The following is a 19,700-nucleotide window of genomic DNA, read 5'->3' on the forward strand; positions in this document are numbered from 1 at the left end:
TGACGGGACTGAAGGTTATGCCCACTGCCCAAATTGGGGCTTGAGGATCTCGTTGATATCCACGCCGACTCCGCCGACTTTACGTTTGTCGATCTCGACCTGGTGCAAATTGGCGGCCGGATGCGTGAAGCCTTTCGGGGAGCCCCAGTTGTGCTGCCAGAAATAAGAGCCCAGCCCGTCATGGACCGCCCAGTCGATCGTCTTGGAGTTGGCGTATACCCCGGTGCGCTGATGCCCGATCACCGACTCCCAGGACCGCAGATACGGCATGACCTGGTTCTTGTACTGCTCATACGACGGATCGTCGTCGATCGAGGCATAGATGGGGGCGCCCGCCGGACCGCCCGCCGCGGCGTGCAACTCCATGCCCCGCTGGGCATGCTGAACACCTGCAGCTGCACCGCCGAGCCAGTCGGACGTGCTGCCCTTGCCGAACTGGTAGCACGACACGATCTTGAGCCCGTTGCTGCTCAGATCGCGCGCCTCGCCGAGTTGGATCGGCTTGCCCAGCATCCACGTACCGCCGGGTCGCCGATCCGATACATATCTGATCGCCCCCACCGCCCCGGCGGCCCTGATCTGGCTGGCGGGTATGACCCCGGCCGAATAGTCCAACAAGGTGCCAAGCGAACCCGCCGACGCCGGCGCGGCGCACAGCGACGCGGCTGCGATGCCAAGGCCCAGCATGCCTGGTACCGCCGCCGCGTACTTGAGTGCGTCCCGACGCGAGACCTCCACATGCCACAGAGTACGACACCGGCATCAATTGGCTCACTGAGCTCGCCCGTCACATCTGCATCACGATGTCGCAACAGAGGTTTGGACGACGGTCGGTAGCCGATTCTTACTGTCAATGCAAAGTTAGTAAAGTTAGAGGCGAGCAGACCGCACTCGATCGCAATGGGGGTCGCGATGGATCACCACCAGCTCATCGACCTCACCCGCCGTGCCCGCAAGCTCGCCCGCGACCAGACCACGGACCTGGCACCGCGGCAGCATACGGTCCATGCGCGGGAGTACACCTGCCTCGAGCGCCACGAACACGACCGGGCCATGCTGATGTCCAGCCCGCAGCTGGTCGGCTACGTCTCCGAGCTGCCGCGGCCGGGCTCGTATTGCACCAAGACGGTGCTGGGGCGATCGGTGCTGCTGACCAGGACGTCGGACGGGTCGGTGCGGGCCTTCGACAACGTCTGCCTGCACCGGCAGGCCCAGGTGGCGACGGGGTGCGGTACCGCGAAGCGGTTCACCTGCCCCTACCACGCCTGGACGTATGACAACACCGGGCGATTGGTCGGACTGCCGGGCCAGGAGGGCTTTCCCGAGATGACGTTGAAGGACGACGGCTTGACCAGGCTTCCGGCCACCGAATTCGCCGGCTTTCTGTGGGTTGCACTGGACCCGGGCGCCACCCTGGACATCGCAGCCCACCTGGGACCGCTGGCCGGCGAACTCGACTCATGGGGAATCGGGCACTGGTCCCCACTGGGCGAGAAAGTGCTCGACTCGCGGATCAACTGGAAGCTGGCGATCGACACATTTTCGGAGAACTACCACTTCGCCACCGTGCACAAGCAGACCTTCGCCACCATCGCCCGCAGCAACTGCACGGTGTTCGACGCCTACGGGCCGCATCACCGGCTAATCTTTCCGCTGAACACGATCCTGGATCTGGACGCCGTGCCCGAGGACCAGTGGGATCCGTTCCACCACATGGTCGTTATCTATGCGCTGTTCCCCAACGTCGTGCTGTCGGTGACGATCGCCAACGGCGAGCTGTTCCGCATCTACCCCGGCCAGCAGCCGGGCCGGTCGGTTACCGTCCACCAAAACTCCACGGCGCTGGATATATCCGACGAATCCGTGGCCACCGGCGCCCAGGCCGTATTCGAGTACGCACACGCAACGGTCCGCGACGAGGACTATCGACTGGCCGAGTCGTTGCAAGCCAACCTCGAATCGGGCGCGCGGGAGCGACTGGTGTTCGGGCGCAACGAGCCGGGGCTACAACACCGTCACCTAGCATGGGAGCGCGCGCTCGACGCGTTGCGCCGAGGCTGAAGATTCGCAGCAAAAGGTCGAGAAGACTCCTGCCAAATTACAGCTTCGCCGCGGGAATCTCCTGCGCCAGCGAGCCGATCAGCGCCTCGAGAACTTCACGAGAATCCTGATCACAATCGTCCGGAAGCGCTGCTGATCCCGTCCGCAACATCTCCAGGGCCTCCCCGCGACGTCCCGAAAGCACCACTGGCGCAACGCGTTCCACCAGAGCGACCAGCTCCGGGCGCGGTGGCCGAGCGTTGGCGACGGTCGCGGCCAGCACGTCGATCAGCTCCCAGTCGCGATGCAACGCCAGCGACCGCTCATAGAACGCGAAGGCCGTCACCGGCTCACCGCGCAGCGCTCCGCGGTAACGGTAGGGGCCTTCCATGTATTCGATCGGCAGGCCGTGGGCCGGTGCGGCCACGAGCGGCTCGCCGGTGAGGTCCAATTGCATTGCAGTGCTGGTGATCCGGTGGCGGTCGGGCATATAGCGGGCCGGCCGGACCGGAGGCAACAACGGCCGCACGGAATCCGGCCACCGGACATAGCTGAGGATAGTGACCTCGATGTCCTCGGCGCATTCCGGCGCCCGGCCGGGATCGGGATAGCTGGCCGTCAACCCGGTAAACGGTTGCACCGCATTGCCGTTCATACGGTCGAACTGTCTCCAGATGCTCATGTCGACACCATTGTCGAAATGGATGGTGCGCCATTCGTGCGACCGGCCCCGTGGGTCTCCCCCGCCACCGGCATACGTCGGGAACCACTGCCGGTCGATATGCCCGGCCGTACCCGTGACCTGTTCGCTCGCCTCGCCCCAGCACAGCGTTCCGGTCATCGTCATTCCGGTGTGGAAGTAGGAGTGGGTGTCGGGCTGGCCGAAGCAGACGATCTTTCCGTTGTAGGCCGACGCCCCCACCGGGGTGGGCGCGCGCGTGGGCGTCACCGCCAGATCCAGCCGCATCAAGCGACCGGCCTGATCGGTTCCCACCAGACTGACCCGGTAGGTGTAGGGCAACAACTGTCCATCGGCGTCATGGCAGGTGGTCCACGAGACGGTGCCGGCGTCGCTGCGGTATGCGAGGTCCAGGTGTCCCGCTGCAGCCGACAGCTTGGGCCGGGCGTCGGGTGCCATGCTGGCCGGCGGCATGTCGTAGTCGGTGTAGGTGCCGTACTCGCCGGTGTCGAGGTCAAACAGCGCCAGCGTGTAGAAGTCGGCGACCACCGAGCCACCGGGCCGGTTCTTGTTGAAAATGGTCAGGAACGCAAACGACCGGCTGGTACCGGCTGTGTCCAGTTGGCCCGCGAGAAACCAGGTATCGGATTCCTGGTCGGCGTGGACGCCTTCGGCGGCGGGAAACTCCAGTGCGCTGTCACCATCGACCAGCTGGAACGGGTAACTGCGCCAGTCGCTGCTCATGTCAAGCCTTCCCAGGCGCCATGCCACGCTTTTTCGCTATGTTAGCATCAATAGCAAAGTTACCTATGGTCTGCCCCGAGGGGATGTCCGATGACGGCAGAATCCCCGCAACACCGCTATGACGAACTGTTCATCGGCGGGCGCTGGCGCAAACCCACCACGCCGGAGCGGCTTTCCGTCATTTCGCCGCACTCGGAGCAACCCGTGGGCGAAGCACCGGCGGCTGGTCCCGGCGATGTCGAGGCGGCGGTGGCAGCCGCGCGGCACGCGTTCGACCACGGTTCGTGGCCGCTGTTGGATCCGCAGGAGCGAATGATCAAGGTCGAGCGGTTGGCCGCCGTTTACGCGCGCCACCTCGACGACATGGCCGACTTGATTACCCAAGAGATGGGTTCGCCCCGCAGCTTCAGCAGGCTGGGCCAGGCGGCAGGTGCGGCGTCGATGATCCACCTGACCCTGGCGGCCGCACGGCATTTCCCATGGGCGGAACGCCGGCAGGGGTTGCTGGGCGAGGCCCATGTGCATCGGACACCCGTCGGTGTCGTCGGCGCCATTGTGCCGTGGAACGTGCCGCAATGCCTGATCATGCCCAAGCTGATTCCGGCGCTGATCGCCGGCTGCACCGTGATCGTCAAACCCGCGCCCGAAACTCCTTTGGACGCTTTGTGGTTGGCCGAGATGATCGAGCAGATCGAACTACCCGAGGGCGTCGTCTCGATACTGACCGGCGGACCGGTTGCCGGAGAGGCGCTGGTGCGCCATCCCGGGGTGGACAAGATCGCGTTCACCGGCTCCAGCACCATCGGCCGCCGGATCGCCGGAATCTGTGGAGAGCAGCTGAAACGGGTCAGCCTGGAACTGGGCGGCAAGTCGGCGGCGATCATCCTCGACGACGCCGACCTCGAGACGACGGTCGCCGGATTGAAGACGGCCGGCCTGATGAACAACGGCCAGGCCTGTGTCGCCCAGACCCGCATCCTGGTCAGCGAACGCCGTCACGACGAAGTGGTCGACGCCCTTGCCGACATGATGGCGTCGCTGCAGGTTGGCGACCCCGCTGACGAAAAGACCGACATCGGGCCTCTTGTGGCCCGCCGCCAGCAGCGTAGGGTTCAGGACTACATCAGGTCCGGACGGCAGGAAGGGGCGCGCATCGTGGTCGGGGGTGAGGACAGCCCGGCCCGCCGTGGTTGGTACGTGCGGCCAACGCTGTTCACCGACGCGACCAACGAGATGCGCATCGCCCGGGAAGAGATATTCGGCCCGGTATTGACGGTGCTTACCTACCGCGACGAAGCGGACGCGATCCGGATCGCCAATGACAGCGACTACGGATTGGCCGGGTCGGTCTGGACAGCCGACACCGGCCACGGCATGGATATCGCCGCCCGGATCCGGACCGGCACCTATGGCATCAACATGTACATGCTCGATATCAGCACACCGTTCGGCGGGTTCAAGAAGTCCGGGATCGGCCGCGAGTTCGGGCCCGAGGGTCTAGCCGAATACGTCGAGCTGCAAGCGGTGCTGTGCAACGGAAAAATGCCGCCATTCAAGGCTATTCCGGCAGCTGCAGGGTGATCTCGACCGGACAGCACAACGCGCCGTGCTGATTGGCGACCTCGATTCTTAGGTCGACAAGATAGCGCGGCGGGTCGACACTGTCGTCACACCGCTTGGCCACCACCTGTGCCCTCCCCACCATGGTGTCACCGGCATAGATCGAGCCGGCCAACCGCAAGGAACGGCGTACCACCCGGCTGCCCGGACCAGCCCAGTCGGTCGCGATCCGGTCAGCGAAACCCGCGAGATGCATGGTGTTGACGAATATCGTTGAATTTCCCTGGCTTTGGGCGTATGCCGGATCAAAATGGCCGGGAAAATAGTCCCACGTCGCCCCCGGGTTCTCCACCACACGCTGATAACTGATCTGGTCGACGACCTCAGGCAGCCCGAGCGGAACGGTGATTTCGTTCCAAGTCAGATCGGTCACGATCCCGGCCCAGGTGTGAAGCGGAACAGCGTATTTCGGGATGTGGCGACCACCGCACCGTCCTGGCGACGGTAGGTCTCCAGCGTCTCGACGAAATGACCAACCCCGAGCCGGGTCCGCTTTTCGGGGGATACCGACACCAGCTCCTCGACGACGGTGAGCCGGTCACCCTCGACGATCGGTCGCAGGAACTCGGCATCGTTGGCCGCGTTGATGAATGTGGTGCCCGGCAATGGCACCCGCAACGCCAACGATGCCGCGGGAACCCGGCCTCCCGGTTGCCAGGGTGGCGGAATCAGCCAACCCATCAACAGCGCCGGCGGAGCCAGCAAGCCGCCCCACCGCCGCCGCGCGTACTCGGCGTCCCAATACGACCGGTTACCGTCACGGACCATGGCGGCGAACAACTGAATGCGCGCTGCGCTGACCACGGTTGCAGCGGTTCGCGGCTCCGTAGTCGCGCCGACCATCTGCAGCGCATCCTGATAGCTGCCGAAGGCCAGGTGGTAGGTCACGTTCAAGGCCGGATTACATGACGAGCGGATGCCGGCTCGGTACCGAATCCCATTGCAGTGCCCGGGAAGTGAAGTACCAACCACCGCGCTCATAGATCAGCTGATCACGGAATGTTCCGGTGGCCCGCAGCGCGGTGTCGCCATGCACGCGTGCAAACAGCAGAGCGACACAGCGCTGCGTCGCATCGACCCCGTCGACGTGGATCTCGTGGTCGACGGTGACCAGGCGTTGCCCGTCACCGCCGTCGAAGGCCGCGCGCGGATCACCGAAGGGTTCGCCGTCACGGCTATAGCTGGCACCGGAATGACGGAAGGTGGCAATCCAGGCGTCGCGGTCACCGTCGGAATACGCCCGATTGTGCCGCGCGGTCAAATCCAAAATGGCAGCGCGGCCCGTCGCAGCATGCAGCATCTGCTGTTCTTGATAGGACAACGTCATTGTGCTCTCCAGCCACACTCGCGGGAATGTTGGGACCGATTGACGTGACACTACGTTAACTCATCGGCTGGCTTGGTAGCCATGCCTTTCCCGATCCCATGCTGCCGGTGTTAAACCCCTGGCACGCAATAGATCTTTGCGTATTCGTCCGATTCCGTTCTTCGGGAGTTCATCGACCGTTTCCACAAATCGCGGCACGCAGAAGTAAGGCATGCGGTCAGCGCAAAAGTCGAGCAACTCCGCGCAGTCGATGACGGCACCGGGGCGAATGGTGACGAGCAGCAGGATGTCGTCCTCACCCACGTCGCTGGGCACGCCGACAGCCGCGGCCTCCAGCACCGCCGGATGGCCTGTCACGACGGTCTCCACTTCCACCGAAGAAATGTTCTCACCGCGCCTGCGTAGCGAATCCTTGATGCGGTCCACATAGGTCAAGTTCTGTTCGTTGTCGAAGCTGCCCAGGTCTCCGGTATGAAACCAGTCCTGATGTTGATGGACCGGCAAGCCCGACGCCTCGTGCCCTACGTACCCTTCGCTCATCACGTGCGGATATCGAGGCCGGCAGATGATCTCTCCAACCTTTCCGGCCGGTACCGGGTTGCCCGTGTCGTCAACGATGCGCACCTCGAAATTCGGGTTTGGCTTGCCCGATGTCCCCGGAACGCCGTCGTCGGCAACGCCCTTGACGGTAAGGGGAAATGCCTCGGTCAATCCGTACATCGTGACAACGCGGCAGCCATAACGCCTTTCGATCTCGCGGTAGGCGTCCGCGCTAATCGGTGCGGCGGAGATGAACCGCAACGGCAGCTCGGCGTCACGTGGATCCGGGGGGAGATTCTGCAGCATCGACACCATCGCGCCGGCGCCGACGAAACCGACGGCGCCATGAGCGCGCACGTCGTCTCAGACCTCGCTAGGATGAAATTCGTTGGCGAGCAACGTTGTTCCGCCGACCAGCATCGGGGCCAGCACAATGGGCGCCGCGCTCAGATGAAACAGTGGCATCGCGGTCCAGAGCACCTCTCCCGGGCCGAATCGCCAGGCCGATGCCACGGTGGCGGCCACCGTGAACAGGTAATGCCAGCTCGTGGCAACGGCTTTCGACGGCCCGGTGGTGCCGGAGGTGAAGAACAGCGATGCCACCCCCGCGGCGCCGCGGTTGCGGTCCGGGGTGCCGCCGGCATCGCGACTCAGTGCCGAACTCAGTGAATCTCCCAGGACCACGATTTGATTCAGTGTGTCCAGCTGGTCGGCGATGTCCTCAAAGCGGTGTTGCCGCTCGGGGTCGGTGAGTATGACCTTGGCCCGCGACAGCCGCAAGGTATGCAGCAAGAAATCGCCCTTGTTGGCCGCGTTCACCGCCGCGCTGACGGCGCCGATTCGCGCCGCGCCCAGCCAGAAGTAGATCCATTCCGGGCACGTTGCGGTAAACAGCGCCACGGTGTCACCGCGACCGACTCCGAGGCCGGTCAGCATGCTCGCCGCAGCACAGGACCGCCGCCGCACGTCCTCGAAAGTGACGTCGATGCCGGCTACCGACAGCATCACCCGATCGGGATGCTGCATGGCGCGACGGTCGAGCACATCGGCAACGGTGAAGCGATCGACTCCGAAATCGGAGGGCCCCGGGGGCCTGCTCACATCACGCCTTCGCAGCCGCCGGGTCGGGCTTGCCCTCGGCGGTGTACCCGAAGTCCTCGGCCGAGGGCTGTGCCCCGGGGTAGAAGCGGTGCGCCCAGCGTCGAAGGGCCGCATAGTCGTGCGCTTCTTCCGGCGCCAGGTTCGGCTTGTCCAAGTACTTCATGTTCTCCCAGGTGAAGAAGTCCTGTTTGATGACTTCCTGCTGTAGGGCAAGGAACTTCGCGGCGCGGCCGATGGGCACGTCGCCGATGTCACCGGGTTCGCGGAGGGAGGCCTGGGTGTAGAAGTAGTCGGTGTAGTCCTCGTCGACCGGTGTCTGTCCGGTCACTTGGACCGTGCCCACCAGCTCGTTCGGGAAGCGCACGAGACCCAACCCCAGCGAATAGTTGTCGTAGACGATCTTGGCGTCGATCGGGCCGTTAGGGGTCAACCAGGTCGTGGGTCGGCCGCCGCCGAAGTGGGCGTTCACGGTGGCGTGCAGGTGGTGCCCGGAGACCTCGAACGACGCGGTGGTGGCCGGGTTGGCGGCCTTGTGCACGTACTGCACGTGATACGGGTCGGCGGCGTTCTCGATGATCATCTGCGGATGCACCTTGACCCGGTTGAGCATCCGACTGTGCGGGTGCAGCGGGTAGTATTCGTTGGTTTCCAGCTCCGGCAGCACCGGCGGTTGCCAGTACGGCGCTCGGCCGTGGCGTTCGTGCCAGACCAGGATGAAGCCGTACCACTCCATGCTGGGGTAACTGCGGATCCGGACGTTGTTCTTGCAGCCGATCTTGCTGTAGGGAATCAGCGCGTTGGTGCCGTCACCGCGCCATTGCCAGCCATGCCAGGGGCATACGATGTGTTCGCCCTCCACCGTGCCGCCGACACCGAGGTTCGCTCCCAGGTGCTGACAGTAGGCGTCCAGCACGTGCGCCCGCCCCGAAGCGGTGCGGAACAGCACCAGTTCCTCGCCGAAATAATGCGCACGCTTGACATCGCCGGGAGCCAGGTCAGAGGCGAACGCGACGATGAACCATCCCGTCGGGAACCGGTACGACGACAGCGCAATCCCGCTCGCACCGAACTCTCGTTCCGACGGATCCTGGGCCGATTCGGAAGCCGAGCCTGAAATGGTCTGCGTCACGAGATCTCCGTTTCCCACGCGGCCGAGCGGCAACCAGGCCGCGTTTGACTCACCGTGGTTCGACGACTAGATCTATTTTTACTATCTTAGGGATTGAACGTCAACGTGGACATAGCGGGTAGCCGGTGGTGCCCGGGATTGCTGCGCCGGCTGGCTTCCACCGAGGCTCCGGCGGGATCCTTGTCGCACAACGGCTTTGCCGTAAGTTACCCTCGCGATGGCAGAGCTTCGCCATTTGCGCGATGACGGTGAGTCCGCAGCTTCGTCGGCGCGGAGGAGCTTTCGGCATAATGAAACGTGTTCGTGCGGGGTTGGCCGCGCTCGAGATGGGCCGGAGGGACCCATTTGGTGTCGCCGTGGGTGCTTTTGCGGGTGCTCCAGCAGTTGTCGGCTCACGGGGTGGTGGCCGCCGCAGGGCGAAGGTGAGTTGGTTGACGTCGGTGCTGGGTGATTGGGCGTGGGGAATGACGGTTGGGTCAGAAGTAGCCCTTGGCGTCACAACCGGGCGCGCTGCTGGCGCGCTGCACCCGCGCTCCTTGGCAGACAACACGATTCGCTGACCCGGTGAAGCCAGCCGTTTGCTGTGATACAGCCTTAAGGCTTTGCCCTTGTCGAAAGCCACCGGGTAATGGCGGGCGTGGGGGGCCAGCCGGATCACATCACTGATCGGCAGCACGGTGCCGTCGCCGGTCAGTCCTTGTCCGGCAGCGGCTTCCAGCTCGGCAATCCTGGTGGTCACGATGATCGAGGCGGGTAAGCCGTTGTGCCGACCCAACGCTCCCGACGCCAACAGGGCGCGCAGCCCGGCGGTAAGGCCGTCGTGGTTGCGTTGGTGGCTGAGCGGGTGTCGGTGTCGATGGCCCCTTGACTGGGAGTGCCGTCCACACAGGGGGTTTGGGATTCGGGGTTGCCCATGCCCGGGGCGGCCGGGTTGGCCAGCACGGCCTCGACGGTGGCGCGCGGTTCGGGGGTGATCAGCGCGCTCAGCTCCGAGTTGCCATCGGCTTGCCGGCTGCCTAAGGTCAGGCCGCGGCGCCGCGCCCGGTCCTCATCGCGGTAGGTGCCGTCGGGATTGAGACAATCAGCGATCGTGGCGGCCAGCCCGGATAGTTGTTCGGGGCGAACCTGGCCGCCGTGGCGCGCCAACTGAGCTTCGGCGCGCTCCCGGGTGGCTTGATCGACCCAGCCCGGCAATTGGTGACAAAAGCGGCGAATCACCGCGATGTGCTCGGCGCCGATTTTCCCTCGCGTTGGGCGGCGGCGGCCCCGGCCAGTACCGGGGCGATCGGTTCTCCGGTCAGCCCGCGCCGCGGCCCCAGATCGGCGGCGGCGTTGATGCGCCGAGTGGCCTCGGTGCGGCTGATCAGATCAGCAGTGCCCTACAGCCCCTTGGGTCGAGTCCCGATGACACCGTTTGCCGCCAGCCGCGCAAGTTCCTCGTCGGCCAGCCCGCACCGCTCACGCAGTATCTCTTCATTGTGCTCGCCAAGCGTCGGCGGTGGGCGCCGCAACCATTCCTGCTGGCCGGCCAGCAGCGCGAAAGGCGGTGTGGGATATAGGGCCTGCCCGATACGGCAATGGACCAGCGACTCGAAGTACCCGCGGTCACACAGTTGCGGGTTTTCGGTGACCAATGACGGCGAGACAACCGGCGCAGCCGGAATGCAGGCAGCCGCAAGCGATTCCACCGTCGGCATCAGGGATTGCGCGGCAAACCAGTCCCGTAGCCAGCCGTCGATCTCGTCGGCCCGCTCGCGCCGCAACGCCGTAGTCGACAGCGACTCGTCGCACCAGTACGGTCGCTCCATCAACTCGACCAGCGCACTCCAGTCGCGGTCGTCACGAATGCTGACCGCAATCCAGTCGTCCTCGCCGGAGCACCGGTAGATGTTCTGTAACGCCCCGCCGAAACCCCGGTTGCCTCGACGGTTGAGCGTGACGCCGTAGACCTCGTGCTCGATCGGCTGAATTGCGGTGGTATTCAACACCGACTCGACCATCGGCAGCTCGACCTGCTGGCCGACCCCGCTACGTTCGGCGAAGTTCAGTGCGGCCAGCACCGCGAACGCCGCGTGCACGCCGGCCAGCGGATCGCACGCGCCGCGCGGGGTCACCGGCGGCTCCTCCGGCAATCCGGTCACCCACGTCAGGCCGCCGATCTGCTCCATGGTGGGCGCGAAGCCGACCCGGTCACGCCACGGCCCCGTCAATCCGAAGGCCGGCATGCGGGCGACCACGAGTCGGGGGTTCGCCTTCAACAGCACCTCGGCCGTGAACCCGAAATGCTCCATTACGCGCGGCGAGAAGTTCTCGATCACCACGTCGGCATCCGCGGCCAGCGCCAGGAACAACCGGCGTCCATCTTCGGAGCCCAAATCCAATGTGATCGAACGCTTGTTGGTGTTCATCGCATGGAAGACCCAGCCGTACTCCCACCAGTCGTCCACATCGGTGCGCATGCCCCCCGAGTAACGAATGCCGTCCGGGCGCTGGATCGACTCCACCTTGACCACGTCGGCGCCGAAGGCCGCCAGCAGATGGGTCGCGGCCGGCCCGGCCCAGAAGGCGGTCAGATCGATCACCCGAACACCGTCCAACGGCAGCCCGACCGGCACCGGATCAGATGCGGATTCGCGCGCGCGCCATGGTGATTCGTCGTTATCAACGCCGAGCTCAGCAGTACGGCGTACCGGCGCCGGCGCGCACCGCGACATCACCCACGGCGGGCGCGGCTGGTGAAAGCCGGCGGGGTTGTCGACGAACACCCCGCGCTCGGTCACGTACTCCATATCGCGGACGGTGGCACCATTCCCCAACGCCGCGATCGGCAACCGGAACAACTGACCCAGCGCGACGATCTCCTCGACGGTCCGCTCGGCCATCCATGGACGGATCGATTCGCGGATGAGGTCTCGGTATTCCCAGCGGCCGATTTGGAACCGCAGCTGCGAAATCTCCTCGAGCTGAGGGCATTCCACCATCGCAATAAAGTCGAGCCACTGCTGGCCGGTGACCATGGTGATCCCGACGTAGCCGTCCCTGGCGGGTTCGATCGAGGGCACTTCGAGGGTGCGGCGGACCGGTGGAACCTGCAGCAGCTGCGAATGCAGCCATTCGCTGCTCTGCATCAGGCTCATCGCCTCGAGCATGGACAGATCCAGATGCTCGCCCGGGCCGCCGTGTTCGACGCGGCGGCGCACGGCCAGGGCGCCGAACGCGGCGAACACACCACCCATGTATTCACCCACGTCGCCGCCGATCGAGATGGGCGGCCCGGCGGGATCACCGCGAAAGCCGGGTGAGCCCGCCCACGCTTGCAGGGTGAACTCGGTGGCGGTGCGGTCGGCGAACGGACCGGTCCAGCCGAAATCGGAAATCGTGATCACAACCGCCTGCGCAGCCTCGGCCAGCAGCCGCGGGGGGTCAATGCCCAGGGCCGGCGCCTGTGACCGACCGCAGGTAGCGATCACGACGTCGGCGGCGGCGAGCTCGGAACGGTACCGCTGCGAATCCGGCGCCAGGGTCAGGCTCTGCTTGCCGGCATTGAGGTAGCAGTACAACGGCGAGGCCGCCGATTCGTCGGGCACCGGTGCACAGCTGGGCGAGTAGCGGCGCAGCGGATCCCCTTGCGGCGGTTCGATTTTGCGCACCTGCGCACCGGCGTCGACCAACAATTTGCCACAGTAGCTCCCGGCGATGCGGTCACTGACCTCGACGACTCGCAACTCGTGGAGCGGCGTCGGCCGCCGATTGGACCGTTGAGTCACGCTGCCGAGCATAATTTCCCGGCTGGAGATCGTGTGGCGCCCCTCCGGAGAGCCCAGTCCAGGCACCGCGACAGTACGGTACTGGTCTGTACTACCGTAAGGCCTCTATCGTGGGCGCTGTGACCCCAACTGCCGATCGCTCCCCGGAGCCCGCATCATGGTCGACCCGGGAGACTGAGTTGCTTGCCGTGACGTTGCAGCTGCTGCAAGAGCACGGCTATGACCGGTTGACGGTGGATGCGGTCGCGGCCACTGCCCGTGCCAGCAAAGCCACGGTGTACCGGCGCTGGCCGTCGAAAGCCGAACTGGTGCTGGCCGCGTTCATCGAGGGCATCCGCCAGGTCGCGGTACCGCCGGAAACAGGCACGCTGCGCGGCGATTTGCTGCAACTGGGCGAAGTGATCTGCGAGCAGGCCCGGCAGCACACCAGCACCATCCGCGCGGTGCTGGTCGAGGTGTCGCGCAATCCGGCGCTCAGCGATGCCATGCAACACGGGTTCTTCGAGCACCGCAAAGCGCTGATGCACCACATCCTGCACCAGGCCGTCGACCGTGGTGAGATCGACGCCGCGGCCATCGACGACGAACTCTGGGACTTGCTGCCCGGCTACCTCGTCTTCCGCCACATCATCCCCAGCCGACCACCCACCCCGCACACCGTGCAGGCCCTGGTCGACAATGTCGTCCTGCCCAGCCTCACAAGGCCCATCCGGTAAACCCCTCAGCCAATTCCCTCAGTCACCCCGACTCAACGCGAGATGTCGAACCGATCTCGCCCCGCTCTTGAAGTGTCCGGTCCGGTACCGTACCGTCATGGCATGTCGATCCGCGCCCGAAGCGCCGGAAAGATTGCCCCGATTTCGCTCGCCAAGGCGGTAAGTCGGGGCTGGATGCTGCTCGTCGCAATAGCGGTGATCGTGGCCGCGGGTTTCAGCGTCTATCGCTTGCACGGGATCTTCGGTTCTCACAACACCACTTCGGCCACCGGTGGCATCTCAAACGAGATCATCCCGTTCAACCCCAAAGAGGTGGTCCTCGAAGTTTTCGGCGCGCCCGGGACTGTGGCGACAATCAACTACCTCGACGTCGACGCTGTGCCACAACGAGTTGACGACGTGACCCTGCCGTGGTCATTCACCATCACGACGACGCAACCCGCCGTCTTCGCCAACGTGGTGGCACAGGGCAATAGCTCCTCGATCGGCTGCCGGATCACCGTCAACGGTGTCGTCAAAGACGAAAGGACCGTCCACGAAGTGAACGCCTACACCTACTGTCTGGACAAGTCCTCATGAGCACCGAGCCCGCTGCCCGGCCATCCGTGGCGCATACCATTCGGCGGCTTTCGGTGCCGATCCTGCTGTTCTGGGTCGGTCTTGCCGTCCTGACCAATGTGGCCGTGCCGAAATTGGAAGAGGTGGGCAAGGCCCACAACGTCGCGTTGATCGCCTCCGATGCGCCGTCGATGCAGGCGATGAAGCGGATCGGAAAAGTGTTCCGCGAGTTCGACTCCGACAGCGCAGCCATGATCGTGCTGGAAGGCGACAAGCCGCTTGACGCCGCGGCCCACCGCTATTACGACACGCTGATCCAGCGGCTCTCGCAGGACACCAAGCATGTTCAGCACGTCCAAAATTTCTGGGGGGATCCGCTGACGGCAGCGGGCTCGCAGAGCACCGACGGCAAAGCCGCATATGTCCAGGTATATCTGGCCGGCAATCAAGGTGAGGCGTTGTCGATCGCCTCAGTCGACGCGGTGCGCAACATCGTGGCGCAGACGCCGCCGCCGCCCGGTATCAAGGCCTATGTGACCGGCGCGGCACCGCTCATCGCGGACCAGTTTCAGGTGGGCAGCAAGGGCACGTTAAAGGTCACTGCGATAACTTTCCTGGTGATCGCGGTGATGCTGTTTGTGGTCTACCGCTCGGTGGTCACCACCATCCTGGTGCTGCTCACGGTCCTCATCCAGTTGGCCGCGGCCCGGGGCGTCGTCGCCTTCCTGGGAAACAGCGGGATCATCGGACTTTCGACGTATTCGACCAATCTGCTTACGCTGCTGGCGATTGCCGCCGGCACCGACTACGCGATCTTCGTCCTCGGCCGATATCACGAAGCACGGCACGGCGGACAGGACCGAGAAGCGGCCTTCTACACCATGTTTCGTGGAACCGCTCATGTGGTGCTGGGCTCGGGCCTGACCATCGTCGGCGCGGTGTATTGCCTGACCTTTACCCGACTACCGTATTTTCAGACCCTGGGTGTTCCCGCGGCAATCGGCATCCTGGTCGCGCTGGCCGCCTCACTGACCCTGGCCCCGGCCGTGCTGACCCTGGGCAGTCACTTCGGTCTGTTCGAACCCAAACGTGCTATGCGGACCCGGGGATGGCGGCGTATCGGCACGGCCATCGTCCGCTGGCCCGGGCCGATTCTTGCGGCGACGTGCGCCGTGGCCATTGTCGGCCTGCTGGCCTTGCCGGGATACCGGACGAGCTATGACATCCGCCCCTACATGCCCGCAACCGCCCCGGCGAATATCGGCTACACCGCCGCCGAGCGGCATTTCTCGCCCGCGCGGCTCAACCCCGAACTGCTGATGATCGAAACCGACCACGATATGCGCAATCCGGCCGACATGATCGTCTTGGACCGGGTGGCCAGGGGCGTCTTCCACATCCCCGGTATCGCCCAGGTGCAATCCATCACCAGGCCGTTGGGCACACCCATAGACCACAGCTCGGTGCCGTTTCAGGTCAGCATGCAAAGCGTCGGCCAAGTGATGAACCTGTCCTATCAGCAAGACCGCGCGGCCGATCTGCTCAGGCAAGCTGACGAGCTGGGGAAGACGATCGCCATCTTGCAGCGCCAGTATGCCCTCCAGCAAGAACTCGCCGCCGCCACCCACGCCGAGACCCAAAGCTTTCACGACACGATCGCCACCATCAACGACCTACGCGACAAGATCGCGAACTTCGACGATTTCTGGCGACCGCTGCGCAGTTACTTCTATTGGGAGAAGCACTGTTTCGACATACCGATATGTTGGGCATTGAGATCGGTTTTCGACGCGCTCGACGGTATCGACCAGCTCAGCGAGCGCTTCGTGGACCTCACGGCGACGTTGGACAAACTCGATGCCATCCAGCCGCAGCTGGTGGCGCTGATACCGGAGCAGATCGCCAGTCAGCAGACAAACCGGGAACTGGCGCTGTCCAACTACGCCACGATGTCGGGGATCTACAGCCAGACGGCGGCGCTGGTGGAGAACGCCACGGCGATGGGACGAGCCTTCGATGCCGCCAAGAACGACGACTCGTTCTACCTGCCGCCGGAGGCCTTCAACAATCCCGATTTCAAGCGCGGCCTGAAACTGTTTCTCTCCCCGGACGGCAAGGCGGCCCGCATGATCATCTCCCACGAAGGTGATCCCGCGACCCCGGAAGGCATCTCGCATATCGATCCGATACGAAAGGCGGCACACGAGGCCGTCAAAGGAACGCCGCTGGCCGACGCCAAGATCTATCTCGCCGGCACCGCGGCAACCTACAAGGACATCCAGGACGGCGCCAAGTACGACCTCATAATCGTCGCAATCGCCGCGCTGAGCCTGATTCTGCTCATCATGATGACGCTGACCCGCAGTCTGATCGCCGCGATCGTCATCGTGGGCACCGTCGCGTTGTCGCTGGGGGCGTCTTTCGGTCTGTCCGTGCTGGTTTGGCAAGACATCCTGGGAATCCGCCTGTACTGGATAGTGCTCGCGCTGGCCGTCATCCTGCTCCTGGCGGTGGGATCCGACTACAACCTGCTGCTGATCTCTCGCTTCAGGGAGGAAATCGGCGCCGGATTGAAGACCGGCACCATCCGCGCCATGGCCAGTACCGGCGGGGTGGTCACCGCTGCGGGTCTGGTATTTGCAGCCACCATGTCGTCGTTCGTGTTCGGCGACTTGCGGGTGCTCGGCCAGATAGGGACCACCATCGGCCTGGGCCTGCTCTTCGACACACTGATCGTGCGGGCATTCATGACGCCGTCCGTCGCGGCGCTCCTCGGACGCTGGTTCTGGTGGCCGCAGCGCGTGCGCCCCCGCCCCGCCAGCAGGATGCTTCGGCCGTATGGACCGCGTCCGCTGGTTCGTCAGCTGCTGCTGCGGCAACCGGAGAAGAGCGACTGACCGAGGAATTGCGTTGGCGTTGTAGGCAATTCGGCATACGGCGGAGCAGCACCAACGGCTCACCCCGCCAATGAGATGCTATTTATGCCATTACTGCTAAGATAGACAACGCAAGTCGAGTTGGCGGGGTCAGCGCCCCTGCTTGTTCTATCGAGGATCGGATGACCACCCTGGGAACTGGCCCTGATGCCCGACGCAGGCTATCTGCGCCGCGGATCGCCGAAATCGTAGCCGATGAGTTGCGCCGCCAGATCATTGACGGCGAACTGGCCGACGGTGATCTGTTGCCGCGCCAGGAGGTGCTGGTCGAACAGTTCAATGTCAGCCTTGTCTCGCTGCGGGAGGCGTTGCGGATCTTGGAGACCGAGGGCTTGGTGTCGGTTCGCCGCGGTAACCGCGGCGGGGCCGTCGTGCATGCGCCGGCCAAGACCAGCGCCGCCTACATGCTCGGCCTGCTGCTGCAAAGCGAGTCCGTCGCCGTCAGCGACCTGGGTGCGGCGCTGCAGGAGCTCGAGCCTGCCTGCGCCGCACTGGCGGCTCAACGACCAGACCGCGCAGATACTTTGGTGCCCGAGCTCAAGCAGATCAACGATGCCATGGCCGAGCATCTCGACGACGGGCGGCAGTTCACCGAAATCGGCCGCCGCTTCCACGATCTCATCGTCCGCGGCTGCGGGAACCACACCATTATCGCGGTCGTCGGCAGCCTGGAGACGCTGTGGACCAGCCATGAACAACGATGGGCCGACGAGAGCGCGGCGCGGGGCACCTACCCCTCGTTGGCCAAACGGCGCGCGGTCCTCAACACCCACATCAAGCTGGCCGAGACGATTGCCGAGGGAGATGTCGACCGGGCCCGGCGCATCGCGGGCCGACACCTCGCCGATACCCAGACTTACGTGTTGTCCGGTGGTGGTGAACAACGGATCTATGCGCTGTCACCGCAGGCGCTGTCACGCCCGCGGGACATCAGGCGCCCCTGAATCCGGTGCGAACCGCGTTAGTCACCGGCGGCAGCGGTGGAATCGGTAAAGGGTGCGCCAGCAAGCTTTGCGAGCTGGGTTACGACGTGGTGTTGGTGGCGCGCCGCGAAGGCCCGCTGCGGGCGGCAGCCGCGGAGATCGGCGCGCGCTACATTGTCGCCGACGTGTCCGAGCCAGCCGGATTCGCCGCCGCCATAAGTCAACTCGACACCATCGATCTCGTCGTGCACGCGGCCGGAACGCTGGGCGGCACCTATGCGCGCAAGCAGACCTTCGAGCAGTGGCGCACGATCATCTCGGCCAATCTGGATTCCTGTTTTGTGGTGACCTCCGCGGTGCTGCCCCGCATGGGGCCAGGTTCCCGGTTGGTCTTCATCTCCTCGTCGGCCGCGCACGAGCCGATGCCGGCCCGAACCGCGTACTCGGCATCGAAGGCCGGCATGAACGCCTTTGCGCGCGCGCTGGCGCTCGAGGTCGATCGCGACGGCATCAGCGTCCACCTGGTGACCCCGGGACCCGTGGAAACCGAGATGCTGCAGGATGTTCCGTTCGAGATGTACGCGATCCAGGTGTCCGACATCGCCGAAACGGTGGCCTGGCTCGATACCGTCGACTCGTCCGTCGACCTGCCGGAGATCCGACTCAGCGCGGTGCGGCGCGGTCCGTTCGCCCGGCCACCGGTGGTGCCTACCGAGGCCCGCCGTCGCGCGGGGCTGAAGTCTCCCAGATCTGCGGAAAACCCTTGATCACCGACTCGCCGAACTCGGCCATCGAATCCGGCGCGGCGAAGTCGGCGAACCACACGTAGAAACGCTCGACCCGTTGCGCGGCCAGGCCGACGAAGTGCTCAATCAATTCGTCGGCGTTACCGCATACCAGCCCCGGCCCGAGATAGCCGAATCGCCGGGCGCTCACCTGGCGTACCGCATCCGGATCGGCTCCCGCCCGGACAAAGCCCACCATCTGCTGCACGGAGATCCGCGCCGATCCCGCAGCCGGGGCCAGGCGGGACAACCGGTCGAGGTGGTTGGCCTGCAGGTTCCACCAATCCGCGTATTTGCGAACCAGTTCCATCATCCGGCGCCCGCTGCCGCCCAGGATCAGCGGTATCGGGTGCGCCGGACTGGGCGACTGGGCTTGCTCCCCGTTCGCCCAGTACTGCGTGATCAGTGCTAGGTGGCGCTGCAGTTGCTCGACGCGGGCCACCGGATCCTGCTGACCGACATCGAATCTGGCGAACTCCGCGGGCCACGATCCCGAACCGATGCCGAGCTCGAACCTGCCATCCGACGCCGCTGACAGCGTCACCGCCTGTTTGGCCAGAACGGCTGGATGCCGGAACGCATCGCAGAGCACCAGGTGGCCGATGCGCAGCCGCTGCGTCCTGGCCGCCACCCAGGTGGCGACCGTCATTGCCTCCCAGATGTTTTCAGCGGGCTGCCCGGGAGCCTCGAGATGATCGATGAACGCCACACCCTCGAACCCACTGGCTTCGGCCTGCCGCGCCCGCTCCACGAAATCTGTCACCGGCAACCGCACCTGCGGCAGGAACAGATACCACTCGACCATATGCCCACCCATGCGTGTCCGGCAGTGTCC

15 protein-coding genes and 2 pseudogenes are annotated in these 19,700 nt (G+C 64.8%); 7 read left to right on the forward strand and 10 right to left on the reverse strand.

Annotation, left to right across the window (positions count from 1 at the left end; all coding sequences use genetic code 11):
* Positions 1–15: 15 nt before the first annotated feature.
* Positions 16–738 (reverse strand): DUF1906 domain-containing protein, encoded by a 723-nt coding sequence (locus EET13_RS19550; RefSeq protein ID WP_122443827.1) that lies wholly within the window; start codon positions 736–738, stop codon positions 16–18.
* Between the two features lie 174 nt (positions 739–912).
* On the opposite strand from EET13_RS19550, the gene EET13_RS19555 reads away from it, so the two are divergent.
* Entirely contained in the window at positions 913–2,061 is a 1,149-nt protein-coding gene (locus EET13_RS19555; protein ID WP_122443854.1) for an aromatic ring-hydroxylating oxygenase subunit alpha, read from the forward strand.
* 37 nt (positions 2,062–2,098) lie between these two features.
* Here the strand turns inward: EET13_RS19555 and EET13_RS19560 are convergent, their stop codons facing one another.
* A complete protein-coding gene (locus EET13_RS19560) occupies positions 2,099–3,463 on the reverse strand; it encodes a secreted hydrolase (protein ID WP_122443828.1) in 1,365 nt (454 codons plus the stop codon).
* Positions 3,464–3,553: 90 nt separating this feature from the next.
* On the opposite strand from EET13_RS19560, the gene EET13_RS19565 reads away from it, so the two are divergent.
* On the forward strand, positions 3,554–5,044 hold the full coding sequence (locus EET13_RS19565; protein WP_122443829.1) for an aldehyde dehydrogenase: 1,491 nt from the start codon (positions 3,554–3,556) through the stop codon (positions 5,042–5,044).
* On the opposite strand, the gene EET13_RS19570 is transcribed toward EET13_RS19565, so the two are convergent.
* The 7 genes and pseudogenes from EET13_RS19570 to EET13_RS19600 form a co-directional block, all read right to left on the reverse strand.
* A complete protein-coding gene (locus EET13_RS19570) occupies positions 5,022–5,459 on the reverse strand; it encodes a MaoC/PaaZ C-terminal domain-containing protein (protein WP_425293703.1) in 438 nt (145 codons plus the stop codon). The two genes, EET13_RS19565 and EET13_RS19570, sit on opposite strands and share 23 nt — an antisense overlap.
* On the reverse strand, positions 5,453–5,926 hold the full coding sequence (locus EET13_RS19575; RefSeq protein ID WP_244604007.1) for an FAS1-like dehydratase domain-containing protein: 474 nt from the start codon (positions 5,924–5,926) through the stop codon (positions 5,453–5,455). The genes EET13_RS19570 and EET13_RS19575 overlap by 7 nt, the downstream gene beginning before the upstream one ends.
* A gap of 58 nt (positions 5,927–5,984) precedes the next feature.
* Positions 5,985–6,410: a nuclear transport factor 2 family protein gene (locus EET13_RS19580; protein ID WP_122443831.1), complete on the reverse strand. Its 426-nt coding sequence runs from the start codon at positions 6,408–6,410 to the stop codon at positions 5,985–5,987.
* Between the two features lie 60 nt (positions 6,411–6,470).
* Positions 6,471–8,051, reverse strand: a pseudogene (locus tag EET13_RS19585) (AMP-binding protein).
* Position 8,052: 1 nt separating this feature from the next.
* Complete coding sequence (locus EET13_RS19590; RefSeq protein ID WP_122443856.1) at positions 8,053–9,180, reverse strand: aromatic ring-hydroxylating oxygenase subunit alpha; 1,128 nt, start codon at positions 9,178–9,180, stop codon at positions 8,053–8,055.
* Positions 9,181–9,386: 206 nt separating this feature from the next.
* A pseudogene (locus EET13_RS32890) lies at positions 9,387–10,544 on the reverse strand (13E12 repeat family protein); the annotation flags it as partial.
* 15 nt (positions 10,545–10,559) lie between these two features.
* Positions 10,560–12,959, reverse strand: coding sequence for a CaiB/BaiF CoA-transferase family protein (locus EET13_RS19600; protein WP_122443832.1), 2,400 nt, complete (start codon positions 12,957–12,959; stop codon positions 10,560–10,562).
* Between the two features lie 95 nt (positions 12,960–13,054).
* Here EET13_RS19600 and EET13_RS19605 point away from each other — a divergent pair, with 95 nt between their 5' ends.
* The 5 genes from EET13_RS19605 (at position 13,055) to EET13_RS19625 (ending at position 18,847) form a co-directional block, all read left to right on the forward strand.
* Complete coding sequence (locus EET13_RS19605) at positions 13,055–13,663, forward strand: TetR/AcrR family transcriptional regulator (protein ID WP_122443833.1); 609 nt, start codon at positions 13,055–13,057, stop codon at positions 13,661–13,663.
* Positions 13,664–13,765: 102 nt separating this feature from the next.
* Positions 13,766–14,242 carry an MmpS family transport accessory protein gene (locus tag EET13_RS19610; RefSeq protein WP_122443834.1) on the forward strand — a complete coding sequence of 159 codons (477 nt, stop codon included), beginning with the start codon at positions 13,766–13,768 and terminating at the stop codon, positions 14,240–14,242.
* Positions 14,239–17,118 carry an MMPL/RND family transporter gene (locus EET13_RS19615; protein ID WP_122443835.1) on the forward strand — a complete coding sequence of 960 codons (2,880 nt, stop codon included), beginning with the start codon at positions 14,239–14,241 and terminating at the stop codon, positions 17,116–17,118. Before EET13_RS19610 ends, EET13_RS19615 begins: the two co-directional genes overlap by 4 nt.
* Positions 17,119–17,279: 161 nt before the next feature.
* Positions 17,280–18,101 carry a FadR/GntR family transcriptional regulator gene (locus EET13_RS19620; protein ID WP_122443836.1) on the forward strand — a complete coding sequence of 274 codons (822 nt, stop codon included), beginning with the start codon at positions 17,280–17,282 and terminating at the stop codon, positions 18,099–18,101.
* A 5-nt stretch (positions 18,102–18,106) separates the two neighbouring features.
* Entirely contained in the window at positions 18,107–18,847 is a 741-nt protein-coding gene (locus tag EET13_RS19625) for an SDR family oxidoreductase (RefSeq protein ID WP_122443837.1), read from the forward strand.
* On the opposite strand, the gene EET13_RS19630 is transcribed toward EET13_RS19625, so the two are convergent.
* Positions 18,789–19,670 (reverse strand): LLM class flavin-dependent oxidoreductase, encoded by an 882-nt coding sequence (locus EET13_RS19630; protein ID WP_122443838.1) that lies wholly within the window; start codon positions 19,668–19,670, stop codon positions 18,789–18,791. The genes EET13_RS19625 and EET13_RS19630 overlap by 59 nt on opposite strands.
* Positions 19,671–19,700 lie beyond the last annotated feature (30 nt).

The sequence above is a fragment of the Mycobacterium attenuatum genome, assembly GCF_900566085.1.
In the GTDB taxonomy this organism is placed as follows: domain Bacteria; phylum Actinomycetota; class Actinomycetes; order Mycobacteriales; family Mycobacteriaceae; genus Mycobacterium; species Mycobacterium attenuatum.

Excerpts from the sequence above, each read along its gene's own strand:
- EET13_RS19615 (WP_122443835.1), top strand. The coding sequence starts at position 14,239 with ATGAGCACCGAGCCCGCTGCCCGGCCATCCGTGGCGCATACCATTCGG.
- EET13_RS19600 (WP_122443832.1), bottom strand. The coding sequence starts at position 12,959 with ATGCTCGGCAGCGTGACTCAACGGTCCAATCGGCGGCCGACGCCGCTC.
- EET13_RS19630 (WP_122443838.1), bottom strand. The coding sequence starts at position 19,670 with ATGGTCGAGTGGTATCTGTTCCTGCCGCAGGTGCGGTTGCCGGTGACA.
- EET13_RS19610 (WP_122443834.1), top strand. The coding sequence starts at position 13,766 with ATGTCGATCCGCGCCCGAAGCGCCGGAAAGATTGCCCCGATTTCGCTC.
- EET13_RS19565 (WP_122443829.1), top strand. The coding sequence starts at position 3,554 with ATGACGGCAGAATCCCCGCAACACCGCTATGACGAACTGTTCATCGGC.
- EET13_RS19555 (WP_122443854.1), top strand. The coding sequence starts at position 913 with ATGGATCACCACCAGCTCATCGACCTCACCCGCCGTGCCCGCAAGCTC.
- EET13_RS19560 (WP_122443828.1), bottom strand. The coding sequence starts at position 3,463 with ATGAGCAGCGACTGGCGCAGTTACCCGTTCCAGCTGGTCGATGGTGAC.
- EET13_RS19575 (WP_244604007.1), bottom strand. The coding sequence starts at position 5,926 with ATGGTCGGCGCGACTACGGAGCCGCGAACCGCTGCAACCGTGGTCAGC.
- EET13_RS19620 (WP_122443836.1), top strand. The coding sequence starts at position 17,280 with ATGACCACCCTGGGAACTGGCCCTGATGCCCGACGCAGGCTATCTGCG.
- EET13_RS19580 (WP_122443831.1), bottom strand. The coding sequence starts at position 6,410 with ATGACGTTGTCCTATCAAGAACAGCAGATGCTGCATGCTGCGACGGGC.